This is a genomic window from Bacillus jepli (assembly GCF_047238305.1).
Lineage (GTDB): Bacteria > Bacillota > Bacilli > Bacillales > Bacillaceae_L > Ferdinandcohnia.
Genome location: NZ_JBDFMO010000001.1, coordinates 862,996 through 887,278, shown reverse-complemented (window position 1 = coordinate 887,278; position 24,283 = coordinate 862,996). Strand labels below are relative to the sequence as shown.

At 31.9% G+C, this 24,283-nt stretch carries 19 protein-coding genes and 1 pseudogene; all 20 read left to right on the top strand.

The annotated features are described in order from the left end of the window. The first annotated feature begins 22 nt into the window (after window positions 1-22). The 20 genes and pseudogenes from ABC371_RS04485 to ABC371_RS04390 all read left to right on the top strand — a co-directional run bounded on the left by ABC371_RS04485 (window position 23) and on the right by ABC371_RS04390 (window position 24,219). Window positions 23-862 (top strand): TnsA endonuclease N-terminal domain-containing protein, encoded by an 840-nt coding sequence (locus tag ABC371_RS04485; protein ID WP_412895751.1) that lies wholly within the window; start codon window positions 23-25, stop codon window positions 860-862. After that, window positions 859-3,051, top strand: coding sequence for a Mu transposase C-terminal domain-containing protein (locus ABC371_RS04480; RefSeq protein WP_412895750.1), 2,193 nt, complete (start codon window positions 859-861; stop codon window positions 3,049-3,051). The genes ABC371_RS04485 and ABC371_RS04480 overlap by 4 nt, the downstream gene beginning before the upstream one ends. Continuing rightward, window positions 3,048-4,754 carry an ATP-binding protein gene (locus ABC371_RS04475; RefSeq protein WP_412895749.1) on the top strand — a complete coding sequence of 569 codons (1,707 nt, stop codon included), beginning with the start codon at window positions 3,048-3,050 and terminating at the stop codon, window positions 4,752-4,754. Before ABC371_RS04480 ends, ABC371_RS04475 begins: the two co-directional genes overlap by 4 nt. An 11-nt stretch (window positions 4,755-4,765) precedes the next feature. After that, the gene (locus ABC371_RS04470; protein WP_412895748.1) at window positions 4,766-6,628 is read left to right on the top strand and encodes a TnsD family Tn7-like transposition protein; all 1,863 of its coding nucleotides are present in this window, start codon (window positions 4,766-4,768) and stop codon (window positions 6,626-6,628) included. A gap of 27 nt (window positions 6,629-6,655) precedes the next feature. Continuing rightward, a pseudogene (locus ABC371_RS04465) lies at window positions 6,656-6,861 on the top strand (4-hydroxyphenylacetate 3-hydroxylase C-terminal domain-containing protein); the annotation flags it as partial. A gap of 497 nt (window positions 6,862-7,358) precedes the next feature. Continuing rightward, window positions 7,359-8,837, top strand: coding sequence for a TniQ family protein (locus ABC371_RS04460; protein WP_412895747.1), 1,479 nt, complete (start codon window positions 7,359-7,361; stop codon window positions 8,835-8,837). 403 nt (window positions 8,838-9,240) lie between these two features. After that, complete coding sequence (locus tag ABC371_RS04455) at window positions 9,241-9,567, top strand: hypothetical protein (protein WP_412895746.1); 327 nt, start codon at window positions 9,241-9,243, stop codon at window positions 9,565-9,567. Between the two features lie 229 nt (window positions 9,568-9,796). After that, the gene (locus tag ABC371_RS04450; RefSeq protein ID WP_412895745.1) at window positions 9,797-9,991 is read left to right on the top strand and encodes a hypothetical protein; all 195 of its coding nucleotides are present in this window, start codon (window positions 9,797-9,799) and stop codon (window positions 9,989-9,991) included. Between the two features lie 163 nt (window positions 9,992-10,154). Then, on the top strand, window positions 10,155-10,337 hold the full coding sequence (locus ABC371_RS04445) for a hypothetical protein (RefSeq protein WP_412895744.1): 183 nt from the start codon (window positions 10,155-10,157) through the stop codon (window positions 10,335-10,337). Between the two features lie 123 nt (window positions 10,338-10,460). Next, window positions 10,461-11,015 carry a hypothetical protein gene (locus ABC371_RS04440; protein WP_412895743.1) on the top strand — a complete coding sequence of 185 codons (555 nt, stop codon included), beginning with the start codon at window positions 10,461-10,463 and terminating at the stop codon, window positions 11,013-11,015. A gap of 171 nt (window positions 11,016-11,186) precedes the next feature. After that, entirely contained in the window at window positions 11,187-11,402 is a 216-nt protein-coding gene (locus ABC371_RS04435) for a hypothetical protein (protein WP_412895742.1), read from the top strand. 205 nt (window positions 11,403-11,607) lie between these two features. Next, a complete protein-coding gene (locus ABC371_RS04430; protein ID WP_412895741.1) occupies window positions 11,608-12,504 on the top strand; it encodes a DUF2268 domain-containing putative Zn-dependent protease in 897 nt (298 codons plus the stop codon). A 203-nt stretch (window positions 12,505-12,707) separates the two neighbouring features. Next, complete coding sequence (locus tag ABC371_RS04425; RefSeq protein WP_412895740.1) at window positions 12,708-13,013, top strand: hypothetical protein; 306 nt, start codon at window positions 12,708-12,710, stop codon at window positions 13,011-13,013. Between the two features lie 94 nt (window positions 13,014-13,107). Further along, a complete protein-coding gene (locus ABC371_RS04420; RefSeq protein ID WP_412895739.1) occupies window positions 13,108-13,398 on the top strand; it encodes a hypothetical protein in 291 nt (96 codons plus the stop codon). 613 nt (window positions 13,399-14,011) lie between these two features. Next, window positions 14,012-15,487, top strand: a complete 1,476-nt coding sequence (locus ABC371_RS04415) for a type I restriction-modification system subunit M (RefSeq protein WP_412895738.1) — start codon at window positions 14,012-14,014, stop codon at window positions 15,485-15,487. Beyond that, window positions 15,480-16,649, top strand: coding sequence for a restriction endonuclease subunit S (locus tag ABC371_RS04410; RefSeq protein ID WP_412895737.1), 1,170 nt, complete (start codon window positions 15,480-15,482; stop codon window positions 16,647-16,649). Before ABC371_RS04415 ends, ABC371_RS04410 begins: the two co-directional genes overlap by 8 nt. Before the next feature lie 17 nt (window positions 16,650-16,666). Continuing rightward, window positions 16,667-20,071: a DEAD/DEAH box helicase family protein gene (locus ABC371_RS04405; protein WP_412895736.1), complete on the top strand. Its 3,405-nt coding sequence runs from the start codon at window positions 16,667-16,669 to the stop codon at window positions 20,069-20,071. Window positions 20,072-20,673: 602 nt separating this feature from the next. Then, entirely contained in the window at window positions 20,674-21,870 is a 1,197-nt protein-coding gene (locus ABC371_RS04400) for a hypothetical protein (protein WP_412895735.1), read from the top strand. Window positions 21,871-21,886: 16 nt separating this feature from the next. After that, entirely contained in the window at window positions 21,887-22,492 is a 606-nt protein-coding gene (locus tag ABC371_RS04395; RefSeq protein ID WP_412895734.1) for a hypothetical protein, read from the top strand. Window positions 22,493-22,932: 440 nt separating this feature from the next. Beyond that, the gene (locus tag ABC371_RS04390; RefSeq protein WP_412895733.1) at window positions 22,933-24,219 is read left to right on the top strand and encodes a tetratricopeptide repeat protein; all 1,287 of its coding nucleotides are present in this window, start codon (window positions 22,933-22,935) and stop codon (window positions 24,217-24,219) included. Window positions 24,220-24,283 lie beyond the last annotated feature (64 nt).

Here is a 24,283-nt window from a genome sequence, read left to right as displayed (position 1 = left end):
AGAACTTAAAAGGAGAATAAATGTGGCTAAAAGAAAAAGAGAAACTAATCAGGACCAAATAAGTCGGTGGATAAAAGAAGGGCGTGGAAAAGGAGAGGGTTCCAATTATAAACCCTGGTTAACTATTCATGATGTTCCTTCAAAGGGGATGGTAACTAGGTCTAAAGGATGGAAGACAGAAAGAATTCATCATGTACTATCTGACCTAGAATTACATTATTTTTTTACTTTAGAATGGTCTGACTCTGTAATTGATATAAGGGAACAGTATCCACTCCTTCCTATAGAAAGAACATTAGAAATTGCAGAGTTTTTAGGTGTTAAGCATCCAACTGATCCAAAATCAAATGAATTTGTTGTAATGACAACAGACTTTTTTATAACAGTAAAGACAGAAAAGGGAATTGGGTATAAGGCAAGGCAAATAAAACCTGCTAGTAATTTAAAGAAAAGAGAGGGTGAAAAATTTGCAATAGAACAACAGTTTTACAAAGAACTAGGAATTGATTGGGGCATTGTAACAGATAAAGATTTTTCTGAAATATTTATAAAGAATATGGATTTGATTTATAACGCGAAGTATTTAAGCTATTCAGGTTTGAATGAAAAAATAGTTCATAGGATTGCACCAACATTATTTAATGAAATCTCAACTTCTAAGGAACCCTTATCAATGGTTGCATTACAATGTGATGAAAAATTTGGATTTGAGCTAGGGACGTGCTTATTTATCGTAAAATATTTAATTGCAAATAAGTATTGGCTAGCCGATATGGAACAGGAAATCAACCCAACAAAAAAGGTCAATTTATCAATTAATAATAGAAGTCAATTATATAAAGGTAAGGAGATGTTCGGATGAATGAAATCTCGGTGAATTCAATAATAGAATGGTCTGATGAGGAGAATAAACATCTTTTTCTTGAAAGGGTATTATGGATATCTCCTAATTTAGAATATGTTGTAGTAACTAAAATTGGAGAGAAAAAGCAACAGATGCCAATATGGAGAACATATAGTGAAATTATTGAGGCGCTTGAAACCCCTTTTGTAAGGAAATTATCGAAAGAACCATTTATTAAATTACTTTTTCCTGAACAAGAGTATCTTCAAAAGCATTCTATAGAAAGGGACGAAGCGTGGGAAATCCTAGAGCCCGTTTTGCAACTAGAACCACAGATATATGACCGAAATTACAGAGGTGAATTAGTAAATGAACTAATTAGAAAACACGGTATAAAGAAGAAATGGATATATAAAAAAATGAAACAATATTGGGCTTTTGGAAAAGTGAAAAATGCGCTATTACCAATGTATGTAAATAGTGGTGGTCCCGGAAAAGAAAAAAAATTGGGCGATAAAAAAGTAGGAAGGCCACCAAAGAAAACACAAGAAGATATAACCTTAATTGGTGTAAATGTAACTGAGGCTGATAAAAAAATTTTTAAAATAGCTATTCGATTATATTATGAAAAAGCTGAAGTTCCTGATTTAAAGTTTACACACGACCAAATGTTGAAAAACTTTTATCACCAAGGATATCACATAGTAAATAATGTGAAAAGCCACATACTTCCCAAAGAAGAGGAAGCACCAACGTACAGACAATTCGTATACTGGTTTAATAAAGAATATAGCGTAAAAGATAAATTAATGATGAAGTTTGGGGAAAAAGATTACTTGTTAAATTATAGAGCGAAAACAGGGAATGCAACTAAACGGGCGGCTGGTCCAGGTGCAATTTTTGAAATTGATGCAACTGTTGCTGATGTGTATCTTGTTAGTTCACTAGCACGGAACAGGATCATTGGCAGACCAGTTGTTTATTGTGTAAAGGATGTTTTTTCGAGAATGGTGGTTGGATTATATGTTGGCTTAGAGGGGCCATCATGGATTGGTGCAATGATGGCATTAGAAAATTGTTCTCTTAATAAGAAAGAGTATTGTCAATCTTTGGGGATAAATAATATTGGTTCAAGTGACTGGCCAGCCCATTATTTACCTTCCTCTATTACTGCTGATAGAGGGGAACTAGAAAGTGGCAATATAGAAAATTATATTGATGGACTTGGGATATTTGTTAAGAATACTCCTCCATATAGAGCTGATTTAAAAGGTATTATTGAGCAACATTTTCGAACTATCAATACAAAAATAAAAAAATGGATTCCAGGAGCTGTACATAAAAATTACAAAGAAAGAGGTAGCAAAGATTACAGGCTAGATGCAAAACTCACATTGAAATCATTCGAGAAAATAATGGTTCTTTCGATTATTGAGCATAACAAAAAACTTTTAAAAGATTATCCTCTTTCACCAGACATGATAAAGGATAATATAACGCCTACTCCATTAAATTTATGGGAATGGGGTATTAAAAATAGGTATGGACACCTAAAAGAAATAAGTAGAGACTTAGTTCGTTTGCATCTAATGCCCAGTGGTAATGCATCAATAAGGGAAGCGGGGGTATATTTTAACCGTCGGTATTATTCCTCTGAATATGCTATAAAAAATGAGTGGTTTGAAGCGGCTCTAATAAAAGGGAGTAAGACTATTACAGTCTCTTATGATCCAAGAAATATTAATAATATTTATTTTCTTAAACCTGATGGAGAGTTTGAAAGGTTCGACATGACTGATAGTCTTCATGACGGTGAGGAAGTTACACCGAGAGTTGAAGATTTACTAGAGTATTATGAAGACAAATTCGTTAAAGAAGAACTTTTGAAAGGAGAACAGAGGCAAATGTCAGCAGATACTGATGCACAGGTTGAGGCTATCATTGAAGAGGAGTCAACTAAAACAAATAACGCTCAAATTCCAGGGCAAAGTAAGCATAGTAAAACAAAAGATATTAGGAAAAATCGGGGTATCGAAAAAGAGACTTTAAGAAAGAAGCAGGCCTGGAATGATACTCTAAAACCAAATAACCCGACTAAATCGGCAGAGATTATAGATATTAAAATGCATGTCCCGTATGAAAATAAAGATGAAAAAGGAATAATAAATTTATTAAAAAATTTAGGAAGTGGTGAAGAAAATAAGTGAAAAAAGAATTAAATATAGGAGGTAGTATTATCTATGCTCTCATGGGGAGACAATGTAGAGCGATTTATAAAGAACAGGAAATAGATGACTATAGTAAAAATCCCTTGATAGAGGCACTACCAAAAATATATACAATGAAAGAGGTAGCAGAACTACTATTTAATCTACCAAAATTAAGAGAAGGTGATTGTGATAAACCACCTGAAATTAGATTACATATCGTTGAACAGATTCGTAATTTTATGCAACCATTACCTCTCCATTTAAAAATAGAATTTGAGATATCCTTATTAATTAGGAGAGGGTACGTTGGTAGGAATCCATTATCGCCTTTTTATGCAAGGCAATTTGCGGTGGGTGTAAAAAATATTTTGGACCATGATTTAGATGAAAGTGGTAAAAATTTGATTGGAAATCGTTCAACAGCTAATTGTTATACAGTAATGGGGATAAGTGGTATTGGTAAAACAACCGCTGTTGAAAAAATATTATTAATGTACCCTCAAGTAATAGTTCATACCAATTATCAAAGAGGGGAATATTCCTTAGGGTACTTAAAACAAATAGTTTGGATTAAAATAGAATGCCCTTTTAATAGTAAACGGAAATCTTTATGCCAGAACTTTTTTAGGGTAGTAGATCAAATTTTACAACAAAATTATTTTGATAAATTCGTAAAAAGTCGTTCTACAGAGGAAGAGCTAATTGATGATATGGCTCATATCTGTGCATTACATTGCGTAGGAGTCTTAGTTATTGATGAAATCCAACGGATGAAGCCTGGGGAATCTGGACAAGAAATGATTGATTTTTTTGTTGAGTTATCAAATAAGTTGGGTATTCCTATACTATATATAGGTACTTATAAAGCTGCTACGCTATTTAATAAGTTAATGGCAAACGGGAGGAGGGCTGAAGGTAACGGTGCAACGTTCCTAGATCCAATGATTAAAGGAGAAGAATGGGAATTATTTATTAATAAATTATGGGAACTTCAATTTACTAAAGAGAGTGTTGTACTTTCTGAAGAGATAAAAGATACATTTTATGAATTAACTATGGGTATTACCGATTATATAGTAAAACTCTTCATTAAGTCACAACAACATGCAATCGCTTTTGGGCAAGAAAAGTTATCTAGTAGATTAATTAGAACTGTTGCTCAAAACAATATGAAATTTGCTCAGCCTGTTATTCAAGCACTAAGGGCAGGAGATAAACAAGCAATTATCAAATACTCAGATTTAAAAGCTGATTGGGTGGATGTAAATGAGTATATAAAAGCACTCGGAGACAGGTTAGATATATATGGTAAGGGGGAATTAGAACATAAAAGGGCAATGAATCAGGTTAAGAATCATATAAATTTCGATAACTTGGTAGAGATAGCAATGAACCTTGGTTTAAATGATGATGAAGCAATAAGAGTTGTATCTGAAATAATGGAATCTAATATTGCTATGGATAATATTGTTGAAGTACGAAAAAGAGTTGCTAGTATCGCACTTCAAATGCAGGATTCCGAAGTTAAAGATTCAAACACTTCTAAAGGAAAAAAATCAAAAGGAAAGAAAAATATTCATTATTCAGGTAATGATGATATTCGTTTAATCATGCAAAAGGCTTTAGAAAAAGATAGAGCTATTGAGGAAGCACTTAGGGAAGTAGGTATAATTAAACCTTTTAATGAATTTATAAGTTAGGGTGAGAAAAAATGCTAAGTTTTTTCCCTAGATGTTATGACGATGAGTTACTTTATAGTGTTCTTTCTAGATATCATTTGCGAAGTGGGAACCACAGCTTTAAAAGAACAATAATGGAGCTATTTAGTATTGATAGCCTAATACCTACATCAGATTTACCATGTAATTTAGTAGAATTATGTAAAAATATAGGTTTTTTGTATGATCCAATTTACCTAAGAGATAACCATACATTATTGCCATATTACCGTCCTTTTTTGAAAGAGAGCATTGTAGAAAAGGTAGAAAATATGATGCTTTATGAAAAAGGGAGTAGTTTGCATATGAGTCTTGGAATAATGGGTAGTAATATTTCATTTCCGAAAAATCTCAAATATTGTTTAGACTGTTATAATCAAGATCAATTAAGATATGGTGAACCTTATTGGCATAGGAGTCATCAATTGCCAGGTGTATATATTTGTCCTATCCATAATTCTCAGTTAGTATGTTCTGATGTGTCATTTAAAATCCAAAGTACTAGACAGAAATTCTATGCTCTAAGTGAGGTTGATATTGTAGAACCATATGAAGGTTTATTACACCACTTTGAAATCTTAAAGTTTATTTCTAATGAATCTCAAGCACTCCTTAAACTAAATCTTGATGTAATTGGATTAAAAAATTTAAGAAATTATTATTTGATGAAATTAAAAGAATATAGTTATACGACGACTTCTTCCAGAGTTAATATGGCTAAATTTGTGCCACAATTTATAAGTAAATTCGGACGTGATGCCTTGAAATTATTGGAGTGTAATATTAATTCTAATGATCAAGATACATGGTTACACAAAGTACTGAGGAAACCACGTGTTTCGTGTCATCCTTTAAGACATTTATTGTTGCTATATTATTTCAATACTAATATTAGTTCATATCGTATTGTAAAAAAGCATTCGAACCTTTTCTTTAATGATCCTCCTTACCCATGTTTAAACAAAGCATCAGATCATTTTGGAAAAGCAATAGTTACTAATATCAAAGAAAAATTTGAAAGGAAAAATGGGCAACCGATAGGAATATTTACTTGTAAGTGTGGTTTTGTATATACAAGGGTAGGACCTGAACGATGTTATTCAGATAGATATACTAAAAGAAGAATAATATCCTTTGGTGATATCTGGATTAGTAAAGTAAAGTATCTATACGCGAAAGGTGACTCCATATACAAAATAGCAAAAAAATTAGAAGTTGATTACAACACTGTAAAAAGTATTATACAACGTAAAGATATAGTGGAAAAGCCTAATCAAGTAAATAATTCAGCCTATAACAGGAAGTTTGAGTATAGAGGAAGATGGATACATCACAAAGAAAACGCAATAGGATTAAGTAGAACTGAATTAAGAAAGTCATTGCCTAGTGTTTATATTTGGCTTTACCGTAATGATAGAGAATGGTTATTTAAAAACTTACCACCAAAATTAAAACCGGTTTGTAAAAAAAATATCATCAATTGGGAAAATAGGGATAATGATATTTTTTTACTAATAAACAATGAATTTTTGAAGTTGATTAATACTGTACCGTTAGTAAGGATAACGAAAAGTAAGATAGGAAGAGCGGTTGGGAAGATATCATTATTAGAAAAACATTTGGATAAGTTGCCTAAGTCTCGTAAGCTTTTGGAAGAGGTTACAGAAACAGTAGAAGAGTTTCGAATAAGGAGAGTTAGGCACGCTGCTAAAAGTCTTAGGAACAAACATTCCAGAATAACGAGATCGAAGTTAGTTAGAGCTGCAAACTTGCCTCAAAATTTTGGAGTTAATGTAAATGAAATAATAAGTGAAGAATTAAAAAAAAATAAAAATAATCAATTTGATATTTCATAAAAGAGAAGAGGTTTTAAAGTGGGAGGGGTCCAGGCATACAGTAAGAATGCTGAAGAACGAGTAAAACTATTCCGTTTAGCATGGGAATTAACAATGAGTCCATTTGGCACAAGGCAAACCCAGTATGAAAGGTACTTCTTTGGTGATCCCATTCGAAAAGCCATACTTTGGACTCAATATATCTCAAGGATAAACACGTAGAAAAAGTCCGTTCATTTTTAGATTTAGGCTGATTGTGAAGTAATGTATTTAAAGTAACGGGTGCGATGCTTCAATAGCGAAGATCGCCCTTTCTTGTTGAAGTAAAGGTCCAGGTTATTTGAAAAGAGAAATTTTAAAAAGATTGTTTTTTTGCGTTAGAGTTAATTACAACCTTTCATATTCTGGACCAACTCTTCAATTTGAAATTAGGTAATAATGATGATAAATATAGGAAATTGTATCCAAATGTTTTTGTTGTAGGAACTGGCTTAAGAATAATATGGTATAGGTCATTTTTTGAAGGTACCCTTTTTTGTTAATTTATTTTAGTAACGAGGCATGATAGTTCAACAAGGTTCGCAGCTAAAAACCTTAGACAGAAATTTGGAAATATAAAAAAGTGGATCCTAATAAGAGAGGCTAACTTAAGTCTTAATTATGATCCTCTTGTAGATAAGATTCTAACAGATGAAATTAATACAAAAACTTGGTTATTAGAGTAGTGAAAAACACTTTAGGGGGATTCTTTTTGTTTGAAACTATCGCATTTTTCCCTGTACCTTATAAAGATGAAGATTTTAGAAGCATTGTTCATAGATACCATATCCGTTCAGGAAATCCATCATTTAAATTAACAAAGCTCGAATTGTTAAATTTTAATACACATAAAAATTTACATTTTCCAAGGAACTTGGACTATCTAATAAACAAGTTACCAAAGGATAATTTCATTTCAAAAAATAAAATAATAAATGAGCATACTGTATTTCCAATAATCAAGCCTTTTATCTCTATGGATAGATTGCCAATAATTTTTGAGGATTTAGGGGGAGGAACCAGTAGAAAAACTTTTAATGTGGGGGGTCTCTTAGGTAGGCGGAATAACAAAGTAATTCATGAAAAGATTCATTATTGTCCGGAGTGTTTAACTTTTGATGATAATAATTTTGGTGAAGTATTTGTTCATCGGTTGCATCAAATTAGTTTTTTGAAGCATTGCCCAACCCATAAAAAGAGATTATTATCTAAATGCCCAATTTGTAATGATCATTTATCAAAATCAAATGATACCAAACTAATTACTACTCCATATTGTTTTAATGGGCATAAGTTATATAGTGAAGATAGTTTAGGCATATCCAATGTTATTCAATTAATGATAAAGAATATAAATAGGTTAATAAACTACTCAAATGAAATAAATAAGAATATCTTTGTTTCTAAACTTAAATTTTGGTTAAAAATAAGGGGATATTCATTTGGAAAAAACAAAATAGATAGAAAAAAGTTTATTTTTGACTTGTTGCGGTATGCATCAATAGATCTTGAAGAGCTTAATTTATCTAGCGATTATATAAATTCTAAAGATGTATATACGAGTTTAATGTCACAGGAAATTATTTCAGATATGAGACTAAATTTATTAGTAATACAATTTCTTGTAGGGTCAGTTGATGATTTTTTTTATGGAGAATATGATGTAAACCTAAACGAAAATAAGCTTAGATTCGATATAGAAAAATTGGCGAAGACAGAAATTCTAGAAGGATTTAAAGAGGTTTCTGCAACAGTTGAGAAAGTAACAGATATTAAATCTAAAAATAGAAGAACGTTAAATTTGCAAAATTTCACACTTGATTGGGTCAGCATTGATATTGAACTAAGTGCGAAAATCAAGAAAGCAGCTAATAAAGCATATCGAGAAAACCCAAATATACCAATCAAAAAGAACACAATAATTAGATATTTATCATCATTAGAAAGAGGGAGAATAAGAAGAACAGGTAGTAATAATATTTTGCCGATAAGTAATCGAACTTTAGAAGAATATGTTGAAACTCTAGAAGACTATCTAATAAAAAAGATTCCAATGGTTATACGTCAGCTTAAGAGAAAAGGATGCAAAAATATCACATTTAAGACTATTGTTAGTCATAGACCAATATATAAAGATTGTAGTCAAAAAGTTATAAATGAGATTGAAAAGAAATTATTGATGGAAGGTTAAAAGGGTGTTTGCTATTTATTGATAACTAAAAAAAGACAAAAATAATTTATTGAGGAAATTAGTATATAAAACTATTAAACGTATTAAATTATCTTTATTCTATATTAAGGGTGCGATTCTACTATAACAAAAGATTATTTTCCTTATTCAATTAACGGTGCAGGATTGTTTAATAAGGAATTTAAAATAAGGATTCAATTTTCATTTGTAAAAACCATTTTATTATTCATATGGATTCTTTTTTATAAAACTCTACAAAACATAATTCCTAGAAAAGATAATCATATTAGAAAATGGCGAAGAAAAAATTGAATCTATTGATAGCGACTTTAAAGATATTGATGAAGCACTTAATTATTTCTTAGAATTTGATACGTCTAAGTTTCCGATTAACGCAAATAGGGTGACATTTAATTTATATGAAGACAAAGATGACGACTTTGTCCAATCTGTTTTTTTTAGTAAATTCAAAGATGAATGGTATGGAAGTGCATATCATTTTAATTTTAAAGGTTTCTATATGAATAATCTTCTATTTTCAGTTGATGGAACTGAAATAGATGTCGCTGATTATCTTTATAAAAATATCTCTAAAATCAACAGTGAGTGTAATTTAAAACTCAATATAGAAGATTTTAAATCCAAAATTGAACCTGATGATATGATAATTGAAGAATTAATAGATGAAATGAACACAAACGAAGCCAAATTTGAATTCTTAGATATATAAGAAACTCTTACAATCTGTTTCCGCAAATCGAAGTGCGAATACAAAAAAATTTGTATTCACTTGCCAAAGAGTTCGATTAAATTTTGTTAAGCTAAAGGGGGCTATTCTTCAAGAAGGAGAATGGCTTTTTCTTATTGAAGTAAAGGGGCAGTTTAGTGCAATAAGAAGGAATACTGTAAACTTCTAATTAAAGGCGAATTTATGCAGGCTTAAATAGGAGGATGAACCAATGGATAAGACAGTTACTTTTTCATTCAGTAGTACAAAATATGAAGATACAGAGGCGTCAGAAACATTTACTTTTAAAGAATTAGGTATTGTTGAAGGTTTGGATGATGAAGCACTAAAAAAAGAAATAGATAGAGTTTTTCAGGTTTGGATTTGGGATAAACTTAATATTTCATATAGTATAGTAATAGGTTAAGGGAAATACCTATAGCAGATAATGTACATTAACAATATTTTACAAACGGGTGCGGTAATCCAAGAAGGATTATCGCTTATTTTTGTTGAATTTATTCTACAAACGAAGCAGGTTAATTGAAAAAGCAAAGAGGAATTTTATGTAAAAAATGGGAGGGAGTATAATGTCCGAGGAAGAAAGAGAAAGGTTAAAAGCTAAAGAACAACGAAAAAACCCTGGTGGTGCTTTGAATAATGGGTGGGCTCAAGCACATACGGGCACACCCAGTAGTGGGTGTTTAGTAAATATTCTATCAATAGTAATAATTGTAGCAGGTATTCTGCTGGTAAGAGCGTGTTCAAATTAATATTATTGTAGTAACGGGTCCAAGAGTTTAAGAACAGAGCTGTCAGGGTAGCTTTTTCTTGTTGTACTACTGGAGCAGTTTAGTGGAAAATAATAAGAGAATTTGGAGGGGGATAAAGTCAGAATGAAAATAAAAATATTGTTTTTTCTTTTAGTGTTCGGCATTGGATTTTCATTTTACTATTTTAATGAATATAAAATTGAAAATGATAAAGAAGCTATCCAATCAAGTTTAAAAGTTTGGCTAAATAGAGGGTATAGTATGGAAGTTTATGAACCTAATATACTAAAAGTGGTACAACTTGATGATTCAAAATCATATGTATCATTATTTCAATTCCATGAAGGGTATGGATACGCTCACCTTGTTGAAGGAGTAAATGGTAAGTTGAAAATAGTTACGAGTAGTCATGGCGGGAGTCTAATTAATAATCGGTTAATAGAAACAAGTGAAGGTAAGTACATAGTTTTGTATGGGAAAAACCCTAATTTGAAAATTAACACTATTTTAATCAATTCAAGAAATAAGATACATGACCTTAAATTGAACATGCCTGATGACGAATCATTACTTATATACGAAAAAGTACCTGACCATTTTGAGAACCCTCTTCCTGATGAATTTATACTATTAGATGGAAACGATAATGAAATTGAATTAGTCTATTACTTCAACTAACGGGTGCGTTGATCCAAGAAGGATTACGCACCTTTTTGTTGAAGTTATTAAGTTAACGAAGCAGGTTAGTGGAAGAAGAAATGGAAAAAATATCCCAAATATAAGAGGCTGAGTGTTACACTTAAAGTGTACTAATTAGTGAATTAAACTATGTATTAGGGGGGGATAGTGTTGATCGAGAAAAAACCAAGGTTGTCTTTGACAGGTGCAATAGTTATTTTAAGTATATGCATACTATTTTCTGCTTTTACTATATCAAGTGCCATAAGGGATTCAACAAGAAACAATACAGGTAACGGATCTTATGATTATGAATTAAACAGATTTAATGAGAATTTTGAAGAACTGATAAAAACACTACAAGAAAATAATGAGGTGGGACAATAACCTTTATTTGAAGTGATTGCTGAATGTAAAACGCGTTAAAGAAAAGGGTGCGTTAATCCAAGAAAGATTAAGGCACTTTTTTGTTGAAGTTATTAAACTATAGGGGCAGTTTAGTTTAAGAAGAAAAACTTCACATTCCTATTGACTTTGACGTAGCGTAATACTTTATCGTGAAGGTTAAAGTTTAATAGAAAGTGGTGGGAGAATGAAAGTAGTAATTGAAGATACAATTAAACAATATGAAGAACTATTCCGATTGGAAGAGGGGCATGCAAATTTCTTTAGATACTCAATGATGAAGCCCTTTGAAAAAATGTGGAGAACAATAAATGTCCCTATAGAAGCAAAGGAACCAAATGGTTATGATGTATTAATGGCAACAAGTATGCTTGGATATCTTGACGTTACAGAAACTGTAAAGGGCAACATGGCATTAAACAAACTAAAGGATATTAAAGCAATCCAAATAGCCACTGACACATTAGAAAAATGCGTTCACTTTCTTCAAAGTAACGAAATGAGAATTAATGCTGACGAATTGAAATTTGGTTTGTATATAGCTGATCCTGACAGACTCAAGCTCCAAAAGGGGTATTGTGGATTTGGGGGAATTCCTGGATTCATTCAAGTTTCTATATTTCCTGATGAATATAACATTCCAAGGATACCAACTGTCATCGCACATGAATTCCATCACAATATTCGTTTTTCTTATTTTGACTGGGATCATGGGAATGTCACTGTAGGCGACTATTTAGTGATAGAAGGGCTTGCAGAATCATTTGCTAAAGAATTATATGGAGAAGAACTCTTAGGCCCATGGGTTACCTCATTTGATGACGAGGATCTGAAATATTCTACAGAAATAATCAAAGAAGCATTAAATGTAAAAGGATTTTCTGAAGTAAGTAGTTACATGTTCGGAGACGACATTGCTAAAGAACAAGGGTTTCAACCTGTTGGTCTATCTCCATTTGCTGGGTATGCAGTTGGTTACCAAATCGTACAATCATTTATGGAACTGAATAAAGTAGGCATAGCTGAAGCAACCTTGTTAAATTCTAATACAATCATAAGTAATAGTGGTCTGTTTTCTAAGTAACTGTTATTTGTTTTGGACTTTATCCAGGAAGGGATATACGTCTTTTTTGTTGAACTTATTGAACTAAAGAGGCAGTTTAGTTCAATAAGAAAATGGACTTCGCTTAAATAAAAATGGAGAAATAATGGAAAATGGAACTTTGATTAGTTTCGCACGTATTAAAGTATAGGTTAGAAAGAAGTTATAAATGGGGTGGAAATTTAATGAAAAACAATGATACTATTTATAATATTGTCGTGCATGTTGTCAATTTAATCCTATTGGGAGCTATCGGATTACTCGCATTTTTCTCTGTCTTTAATATTAGTCCAAACCAAAACATGACCTCTGGCATGGTTGCATTGGTTACGCTTACTCTCCTAACGGTAATGTGGGCAATCAATTACTGGTTCCAAGTCAAGAAAAGAAAATGGATACTACCAATAGTTGGAACCATCCTTTTTGTCGCCATCGCTTTTCTTATCCTGGATGTAGGCATCCCATTCCTATACGACGTTATTATTAGATAAGCCCGAAAGAAGTTACTTCCAGAACCCCATTGGTAATCAAACGGAAACATTTAATAGTGGTTCTTTGGAACATCTAAAATAGGAGGCGATATAATTGAATACTAAAATTATTTCATGGAAAAGCTATGTTCTTTTAACTCTGAGTGTATTAGTTACGCTAACTTGGTTCTTACTTGACCCAATTGCACAAGTGACAAATGAGGGTGCAACAGGATTTATGTTAGTCTTTATATTATTTGGGACTATAATATCTCTTATTTTGGCTATTGTAACGTTCTTTACAAAGAATGAGAAAAAACTATTACCGAGCATAGCATTAATTCTCACCTTAGTTAATGCGGGTGTAATTATTTTCTTTGCTTGGTTTGGAGCAAATTTTGCATAAGAAATAAAGATATTCAAACCTCTATAGAAATAATCACTTAACCTTATTCAACTAAAGGGTAGCTTTAACACAATAAGGAATAAAATAAAATAGCCTAAAATATGCAGTGTTTTATGCATTACCTGCGTATTTTAGGCTTTCTTATATTCATAAGAGATACTGCCATTAACATCATTTTTAAAGTGCCAAATACACATGTGGAAACTCTGTAGCAGATAATTGATCCACTTTTCTTAATAAAAAAATTCCGATGGTTATATGTCAGCTTAAGAGAAAAGGCTGCAAAAATATCACATTTAAGACTGTTGAAAGTCATAGACCAATACATAAAGATTTGAGTCAAAAAGTGAGAAATGAGATTGAAAAGAAATTATTGATAAAAGGTTAAAAGAGTGTTTTCTATTCATTGCTATTTTGAAAAATAGACACTTATTGAAAGAAATTGGATGTTTATTATATTGTCTAGTCAATGGATAATTAGATATAGGTGAAATTTAATTAAGTATAGTAAAAGTGTTTTGCCTATTAATATGGTATTATATTGGTAAATAAGTTCTATTAGTAGAGACTAAGAAATTTTATTATTATAACAGAAAGCATTAGGTGAACCAAGATGATTACTGGAGAAATAAAACATAAAATTGATAAAATTTGGACGGATATATGGGCAGGGGGAATTACACAACCTCTCACCGTTATTGAACAACTGACTTATTTGATGTTTATCCGCTCTTTAGATGAAAAAGAAATTGAATATGAAAGCCTTGAAGCAATTGGTGTGGAAGAGAAAAACAAGATTTTTCCACAGACCGAAGAAGGTCAAGCAATGCGTTGGTCAAAATTCAAGGATAAGGATGCAAGGGAAATTTATGAAATAATTGGTCAAAGGGTGTTCCCTTTTATCAAATCCATAAATAGCAATAAAGCATCAGCATTTTCACGATATATGGAAGATGCCATGTTCCTTATTCCAACACCACAAGTGTTACAGAAAATAATAACTGGGTTAGATGAATTATACGAACATGACATTAAAGATCTCGATATGCAGGGAGATTTATACGAGTATATGCTCGGCAAACTGTCTGTAGCGGGTCAAAATGGTCAGTTCAGAACACCGAAGCACATACGAGATATGATGGTTAAGTTACTTCAACCTACACCTGATGACAAAGTTTGCGATCCAGCATGTGGAACAGCTGGCTTTCTAGTTTCTGCTGCTGAATATATTAGAAATAAATATGAAAGTGAAATGACAACAGAACAGTGGGAGAAGTTTGAAGGTGAGGCTTTTAGTGGATTTGATACGGACCGTACAATGCTTCGTTTATCTGCAATGAATCTTATGCTACATTCTATCTCAAACCCACAAATCAATTATTCTGATAGTGTATCAAAGGAAAACGATGTAACAGATACATACGATGTTATTTTAGCAAATCCACCATTCACAGGGACTATAGACGCTGAAAGTATACATGATAATTTAAAAGCAATTAGCAATACGAAAAAGACAGAGTTACTCTTTGTTGCATTGTTTATTAGAATGCTGAATTTAGGTGGAAGATGTGCATGCATTGTTCCAGATGGAGTACTATTTGGTACTACAAAAGCTCATAAAGCACTAAGAGAGGAATTAGTTGATAACCAAAACCTTCAAGCAGTTATTTCTATGCCTAGTGGAGTATTCAAACCATATGCAGGTGTTTCTACAGCTATTCTTGTGTTTGCAAAGACAAATGCAGGTGGAACAGATAAAGTATGGTTTTATGATATGAAGTCAGATGGCTATTCACTAGATGATAAGAGAAATAAGTTGGGGAATGAAGGTGATATCCCTGATATTATTAACAGGTTTCATAATCTCGAAAATGAAATGGCAAGGAAGAAAACTGAACAAAGCTTCCTAGTTGATAAAGAAGAGATTGAGAACAATGGATATGATTTGTCGATAAATCGATACAAAGAAATAGAATATGAAAAAGTAGAATATGATAAGCCAGAAGTTATAATGGCTCGCCTTGATGAATTGGCAATCGATTTAGGTTCCAAGATGGAGGAATTGAGGGGGCTACTGGATAATGAGTAAGTGGGAAAATGTGAAATTAGGGGAAGTGTGTATTATCGAAAGAGGAGGTTCCCCAAGACCCATTTCTAGTTTTATTACTGATGAACCAAATGGGATTAATTGGATTAAAATTGGTGATGCCGAATCAAATTCTATGTATATAAATAGTACAAAAGAAAAAATCAAGCCAGAAGGAATGAAGAAGTCCCGTTTTGTTAAAAAAGGAGATTTTATTTTATCAAATTCAATGAGTTTTGGTAGACCTTATATTCTAAATATTGACGGTTGTATTCATGACGGTTGGTTATTAATTCGAGATAGTAACAGTTCTTTCGAAAAAAGATTTTTATATTATGCTTTAAGTTCTCCATTTGTTAAAAGACAGTTTATTAAAGCAGCAGTCGGCGGTGTAGTTAATAATCTAAATAGTGAACTAGTTCGTAAGACAAAGGTTCCAATGCCACCAAAAGATGCACAAAAGGAAATAGCAAATACATTAGATAAAACTCAAGAAATAATTGAAATTCATAAAAAACAGCTACAAGAACTTGATAATTTAGTTGAAGCCACTTTTTATGATTTATTTGGAGACCTTGTTATAAATGATAAAAAGTGGAAAATTACCACTGTTGAAAAGGTTTGTGAAAATATTTTTGGTGGAGGAACACCATCAAAAAGTAAACCTGAATACTATGTTGGTGATATTCCGTGGGTTACACCAAAAGATATGAAAACTATTTTTATCTCAGACAGCATAGACCATATAAATGAGGACGCTATTAGTAATAGTTCAGCGAAATTAATACCTTCGAATTCAATACTAATGGTAATTAGAAGTGGAATTTTAAAGAGAAAATTACCTGTTGCAATAAATAAAGTACCTGTTGCGGTAAATCAAGATATGAAAGCCTTTGTTGTCAATAATACTATTAAGTCAGAATATCTTTTGTACTATTTTATAATGACACAAATGAATTTTTTGAAAAATGTTAGATCTGTAACTGCTGATAACATTGAATTTAATTTGATAAAAAATGCCATTTTACCATTACCACCGCCAGAACTACAGGATAAATTCGCCGAAATAGTATCAAAAATTGAAGAACAAAAAGATATCGTTAAACAATCAATCATAGAAAGCCAAAATCTTTTCAATAGTCTTATGAGTAAATATTTCGATTAGCGAAAGCAGGTGATTATGTGGCAACCAATTTTCAATTTTTAAAAGATAGCACTGAATATAAGCTATTTTCCAAAGCTTGTTTGGATGCCGAAAATGTATTAATAACTTCTCCTGCCATGTCTGCAGTTGGAAGTAGAAAGGCGTTCGAGTTAGCTGTTAAATGGGTTTATTCTGCAGATACTACCATGAAAATGCCATATAAAGACAACCTGCAGGCTCTAGTGCACGAGGAATCATTTCGTTATGCCGTAGATCCGACTACCTGGGGGAAACTTCAGTATATTGTTAAGGTTGGAAACATGGCTGTACATACGGAAAAATCAATTTCTCATAATGATGCTATTCTATCACTTTCAATTTTATTTGAATTTATCCAATGGATTGATTATTGCTATGGATCTGATTATGAAGATAGAAAGTTTGATGAGAAGCTTATACCTAGAACTGATGCCAATGCGGAATTAGCTAAGAAAATAGAGACTCAATTATCCAATGAACTTAAGAACTTTAAAAAGAAAACGGATAAACTAATCAATGAAAAAGATAAGGAAATTGCAAGACTTGTGGCAGAACTCGAGAAAAAGAGCGAGGAATACACTGCAAATAAGGATGAGAATAAAGCAGAAAGAAAATTCACAAGCAAAGATCTCTCAGAATTTGCAACACGAAAAAGGTATATCGATGTAGACTTAAAAACACTAGGTTGGAGTTTTTCTCAAACGTCAAAAAAAGATTGTGTAGAAGTAGAAATGCCAGTTGTTGGAATGCCAAAGGAATTAGGTTCTGGTCAGGGCTTTGTTGATTATGTACTTTGGGGGAAGGATGGTACTCCTATTGCATTAATTGAGGCGAAAAGAACAATCAAGGATCCAAAACAGGGTACTCACCAAGCATGGTTATACGCTAACTGCATTGAACAAATGACAGGTCATCGGCCAATCATCTTTAATACGAACGGATATGATTACTTTATATGGGATGATAAGACTAGTCCACAAAGAGCGGTTAGTAGTGCATTTTCAAGAGATGATTTACATAAAATTTATAACCGGAGGTTTTCGAGAAAAAATTTAAGTGAGGTCAAAATAGATGATAAGATAACTGACAGATATTATCAAAAACAAGCGATAAGAGCTGTTGCTGAGAATATTGAAAAAGGACATATGAGGTCTCTTTTAGTTATGGCGACTGGGACGGGAAAGACAAGAACGGCTGCTAGTTTATCAGATGTTCTTTCAAGAGGCGGTTATATTACGAATATATTGTTTCTAGCTGATAGAACGGCATTAGTATCTCAAGCAAAGAGCGACTTTAAAATTTATCTCCCGGATATGTCCTTATGTAATCTTATATCCAATAAAGATGATAAAAATGCACGGGTAGTATTCTCGACCTATCCAACGATGCTGAATTCTATAGACAGTGCTAGAAATCCTGATGGTAGTCGCTTATTTACTCCTGCACATTTTGACCTTATCATCGTTGATGAGAGTCATAGAAGTATTTTCAAGAAATATAAAGCTATATTTGATTATTTTGATGCATATGTGGTTGGTTTAACGGCAACACCAAGGGAAGACGTCCATAGTAGCACTTATGACTTTTTTCAAGTCCAAAAGAATGTGCCAACTTTTGCTTATGATTATGACACGGCAGTGTATAAGGATCATGTATTGGTTCCGTTCCATAATATTGAGGTAACTACAAAGTTTTTATCTGAAGGGATTACCTATCAGGATCTTTCAAAGGAAGAAAGAGAAAGATATGAAGAAGACTTTACGGATGAAGATGGTACGATGCCAGACGAAATTCCTGCACCTGAAATTAATAAATTTATCTTTAACCAGAATACGGTTGACCATGTAATCAATGATCTTATGACGAATGGCTTGAAAAATGCGAGTGGCACACGCTTAGGAAAAACGATCATTTTTGCTACTAACAAGAGACACGCTCAGTTTATTGTGGACCGTTTTAATGAGCTTTACCCAGAGTATAAAGGTGGATTTTGTAAACGTATTGTTAGCGATGATGATTATGCCCAGGATTTAATTTTACAATTTAAAGATCCAACCAAAGAACCGCATATAGCAGTATCCGTTGATATGCTAGACACGGGAATCGATGTTAGGGAAATAGTAAACCTTGTATTCTTTAAACGTGTACGTTCAAAAATTAAATTCTGGCAAATGATTGGTAGAGGGACAAGAATACGCCCTGATCTTTTTGGAAAGGGAAAGGATAAGGAATACTTTTATATATTTGACTATCTTGGGAATTTTGAGTATTTCAGAGAGAAAAAGAATGGAATTGAAGCAAGTGCAAGCATGTCTACACAAGCGAATATTTTTGCTAAGAGAATAAAGCTAATTTTCCATATGCAGGACTCAGCTTTTGTGGAAGAAGACTTTCAAAAGCTAAGGAATTCAATGATTGATGAAGTTTTTCAGCAAATTGTTAGGCTTTCTGTTGATAGAATCGATGTAAAAATGAAAAGAAAACATGTTGTTAAATTTAATTCGAAAGAAGCTTTTATTTGCCTTACTGAACAAGATAAATCCGATTTAATCGGAAATATTGCTGACCTAGTTTCAATGCATGACAATGATGAAAAGGCGGTTGAATTTGATAACTTAATCTATGGGTTGATGTTGTCTCAAATAGAGGGAACGAAGATGTTAACAAGATTCAAAAACGCTACAATTTCAAAAGCCTCAATCCTTTTAAAGAAAGCAACGATTCCAGCGGTTAAAGCGAAGATCCCTATCTTAAAAGAGGTTACAGAAGATGAGTTTTGGGATGGAGCAGATATCCTGAATTTTGAAAGAATTAGGAAAGAGCTTCGTGATTTGATGAAATTTGCAGTAGAAGATGCACCTAAGTTTGTTTATACAAATCTTGATGATGTTGAATTAGAGCGTACAATAGGAAAAGAATTTGAATTATCTTATGATTTTGAGGACTATAAGCTTAAGGTCAATAAGTATATAGAGGAAAACAAGAACAATTTAGCAATTCATAAATTACGAAACAATATCCCTCTCAATGAGTCTGATTATAAAACACTAGAAAAAATTTTCACTGGCGAACTTGGGACAAAGGAAGACTACGAACATAATTTTAAAGACACGCCGTTTGGTTTACTTGTCCGGAGAATTGCAAAGATGGAAAGAGAGGCAGCATTAAAAGCTTTCTCCTCATTCATAAATGAGGAGAGTCTTAATGCAAATCAAATTGCTTTCGTAAACAAAGTCATTGATTATATAGAGCATAACGGTTATTTTGAAAATGCTGCTGAACTTACCAAACCACCTTTCGATAAGCCGCAGAGCTTTATCAAATTATTTGATCCAGGCAAACAGAAGAAACTTGTTCATATAATCAATCAGGTTAAAGAGAATGCGACGAAAACGATTAGCTAAAAATGGTCAGCAGCCCTCAAAAGAATATAATATTGAACCCGTAGAATCCTACGGGTTTATGGGCTGTTTCACTTTTATATGATTCGTTGATTTATTAAGTATTTTGAGCATTATAATTATTCATCCGTAACTTAAGTTATTTGAAATTTATTAACGATAACACATTACTATAGTTTATACTATTTCCCCAAAAGGTGCTTAAACACAACAAAAAATATAATTAAAGATCCAAAAATATGCAATGTTTACTGCATTATTGTGTATTTTTAGGTACTAGTTATATTCATAAAATATACTCCAATTAACAGTATTTTTGATTATCGATTTCCCTACGGAAATGATTTTATCAAAAACACTAATCAATCATACCCACCTCTACGAAAAACACGCGTTTCTAACTGAAAAAAAGTGTTTCAACATACCAAGCAAAAATTTTATCGTCCTAAATGGCGGTCACAGGTCCATATGTTGGGGATTAAAAAAATTATTAAGAGATAAGGATAAGATTAATTATCCATGACATATCTAACATGATATTATATAGATAATTATATTTTCTTTTTATTAAGAATAATTGAAAACTAATGAAAAAGAGGATAAGTATGGCAAAAGATGGACTAAATACACTAGTAATAACTCATAAACCCTTAAATGAATTGATTCTAAAGAGGCTCATTTTATTGTTTGATAAGGTTTCAATCCTGCATCCTCAAGAAAACAATTTCCTAATTCCTAGTGATGTAGCTTCTCTAGATTTTGGCAATATGGAAATATCAATGGCTAATTACGCTCCGCTATATAATGGTAGTAAGTATTTACAAAGTGAAGAACTTTTAATAAATCAGTTCGACTATGCCTACAAAAAAGGAATTTTAAATATTATTAATTTAAAGGCTCGAAGATTTTATGAGAATCATTGGCTTTCACTTCGTTTGGCATATGAATTTGATACTGGTAATCCTAATCTCATGCAAATGACTAAAAAGTTAATGGAAAACTCAGATGATTATTCAATCCATAGCGCCGCTGTACGTGGTATGTTTATACAACCAAACGGTATAAAAATATATCCTGATATACCTGAAGTGCCTAATATATATACCAATGAAGAGAGTATAAGATACGCCCACGAAATACAAGCTTTTTCAATCTTAGGTAAACTTAATCGATCTTTAATGGTTGCAGGTGTCCTAGATTTAACACCATCATTTATTGATTATGATATTTCAAATATATTTATCGAGAAATATCAAGTTGCTAAAAACAATCATGAACAACAAGTAATAGAAACGTTTCAACAACTAACTAATAATCATATACAAAACGTTCAATATTTACTTTATAAAATTTCGGAAACTATTATACCAGATACGATTCTAAATGAAATACCAGTAAGGGAATTGGTTTATGCTCGTAATAATAATTTTGAAAAATTATATAAGTTAAGAAGAAAATTAATTGAGTCAGCTAACTTTCTAGCAGAAAATGAATTTAATCACGACTTCATTAATGAAGTTGAAATATACATAGCGAAAGAAGTTGAACCCTATATAATCGAGTACACAAACAGCTTTAGAGATAATCTTATTCATTTCTTAAAAGTATCTGGAACTGCAGTGGGGGCTATGTCCACGACTGCAATAGGTTTTCACCAATCACTAAGTCCTATCCTTATTGCGGTACTATCTGGCATATCTGCTACTGTAGGTTCACACATATCAGATTTACCAAATTACATTAATAATAAAAATAGACAAAAGTTTCAAAACACATTTTCTTATTTTTTAAACTTTAGATAAACGGAGGGTGAGTAAATTGGGGATTAATCCCTTTTATATATTAATTTTGAATGCTCATTGGAATAACTATATATACATAATTGAGAAAATATTTATTTACATAAGTCCACTTGTTGGTATTATTGGTGGTTACCTTATTGCTAAAAAGTCCTTTGATTGGCAGATGAAGCAGCAAAAGAAAAGTGAGGAAAAATACATCACTACATTGGTTCAAAGAAGTCTTGATGAACTAAGCTATAATGGAAGTGTATTAAGGAACATGCTAGAAGCTTTCAATCAAAGTAACAACTCAAGGAATGACCATTGGGAATGGTTAGAAAAGATTGCAGATTCTCTACAATTTGAATCAATAAAAATACTACTAAATAGTGTAACAAAAGAAAGTAGATTAGAAAGAGCAATTGAACACTTATACCTTTCCTATCATGAAATATTAGCTTGCTATCATGATGTAAAACAGGGTTATGCACAACACCGGTTTTTATATTCATATAAAGCTGATTCAAGGAAGGCGAATGAAACTTTTAAAAATATAAAGGATAACCTATCATTAACAATAGAAAGTACGGATAGAATTGTTGATATAGTATCAACAGAAGTGGAAAAATTAGATAAAAAATAAATTGAAACATATATTTTTCTTCAGCATTTGGGCTAGTTGTGGAGATTATAAGTCTAATATCTCTCTAAAAGTACGGGATTTGGCTGTTTTATTTCATTATTCTTAACTTTGTTAAAGCGATTTCATGACGTTACCTCTTGTCAAATATATTACGATAAGTGGTAAATCTACTGGCGATTGCTGGTGAAAAATATGACAGAAGTGGTTACATTCTTATGGTGGTAATCAGAAGTCAAAATTGGAAGAAAATATGCTTGCGATAATTTTCTATTACATTTGTATTATCGTGATTGGGTAAATAGATATTTATGGGAATTTTTTGTCAAAATTAGTTAGTATTATGGTAACATTGTATTAGGATATATAAGCATAATTAGTTTACTTTCTATTAATAAGAATTAATTTATTAAGGATAAATTAAAATACAAAGGTGATAAACCATGAGTAATGTTCAACAACAAAAGGCGAACATGTTGAGAAAAGAGGGTAAATTAAGAGAGGCATTGGATGTTTATCAAGATTTATGGAAAAACACTTCTAGAGATAAATATATAGCGGCAGGATATTTACATTGTTTGAGGAAGTTAAATATGCACGAAGTTGCTCTTTCATTAGTAAAAGAATATAAAAAAGATTACATGGAATTTGATTGGTTTCGAAACGAACTGATATGGACGTATATTAGTAACTTGAAAAATGAAAGTGAATCTTCTTCCTTAGGAAGTGTTTTGCAAGTAGCAAATAAAATAATGGATTTAAATCCAGATGATTTACCAAAAACTACTACTGTTCTTTTTGTTTTAAAAAAGGCCAAACAGTATAAAAAATGGGAAATTGCCTCTAGTTGGGTTGATAGAATTGATCCTGAGACCCTGGATAGAAAACCAATTTCTCTTGTCCAAGGTTCAACACCTTGGAGTAACTACTTAATTTGGCATCACCATAAAGTGAGATGCTTGATTCATCAAAAAAAATATCAAGAAGCAATAGATATGGTAAGATTTATTGTAAATGAAGCAAACCAAGTTAAAAAATTCTTTAAATGTCTTGAAGCCCATGCATATGAACAAATGGGTAATTTTGATGAGGCTATAAAAATCTTATCAGACCTTAACAAACATAGGAATGTTGATTGGTGGATTGTTCATCAATTAGCTAGAGTATTAAAGTATAAGGGTGATGAAGAAATAGCCCTAAAGAAAATGTATCATGCTGCTACACTTTCTCATAAACTTGAAAGTATTGTTACATTAATATATGATATTGCTCTTTTATGCAAAGAATTAAATAGAATGGAAGAATCATATTTTCATCTGCTCCTATTTAAACAAATACGTGAAAAAAGGGAATGGGTCGTAAAAGATGATATAGAACAACTGATAAAGGAAACCGGAATTTTATTGAATATTACAAACGCGATGACATTTAAAGAAGTCACACTTAAATGTCGTGAATATTGGAATGCCGAGGGTATACACATTAAACAAATAAAAAAAGGAAGTTTGAAAAGGAAAACTAGAACAGCATTAGTGGGAAGCCTTATAAAAGTAAAAGAAGATAAACCCTTCTGCTTTATTAAGACCTCTGAAGATACATTTTTTTGTAATAAGTCTAATATCAAGGGTGAAGTAAAAGAGGGGATGAAAGTACAGTTCGATGCCATTCCTTCCTTTGATAAAAAGAAACAGCAAGAGTCATGGAAAGCTATAAATATTGTACTAATATGATTATGTTTTTTGTTGCTGTTAATAAATAGACAATCACCATCTTTATTATTGAATATATTCATTC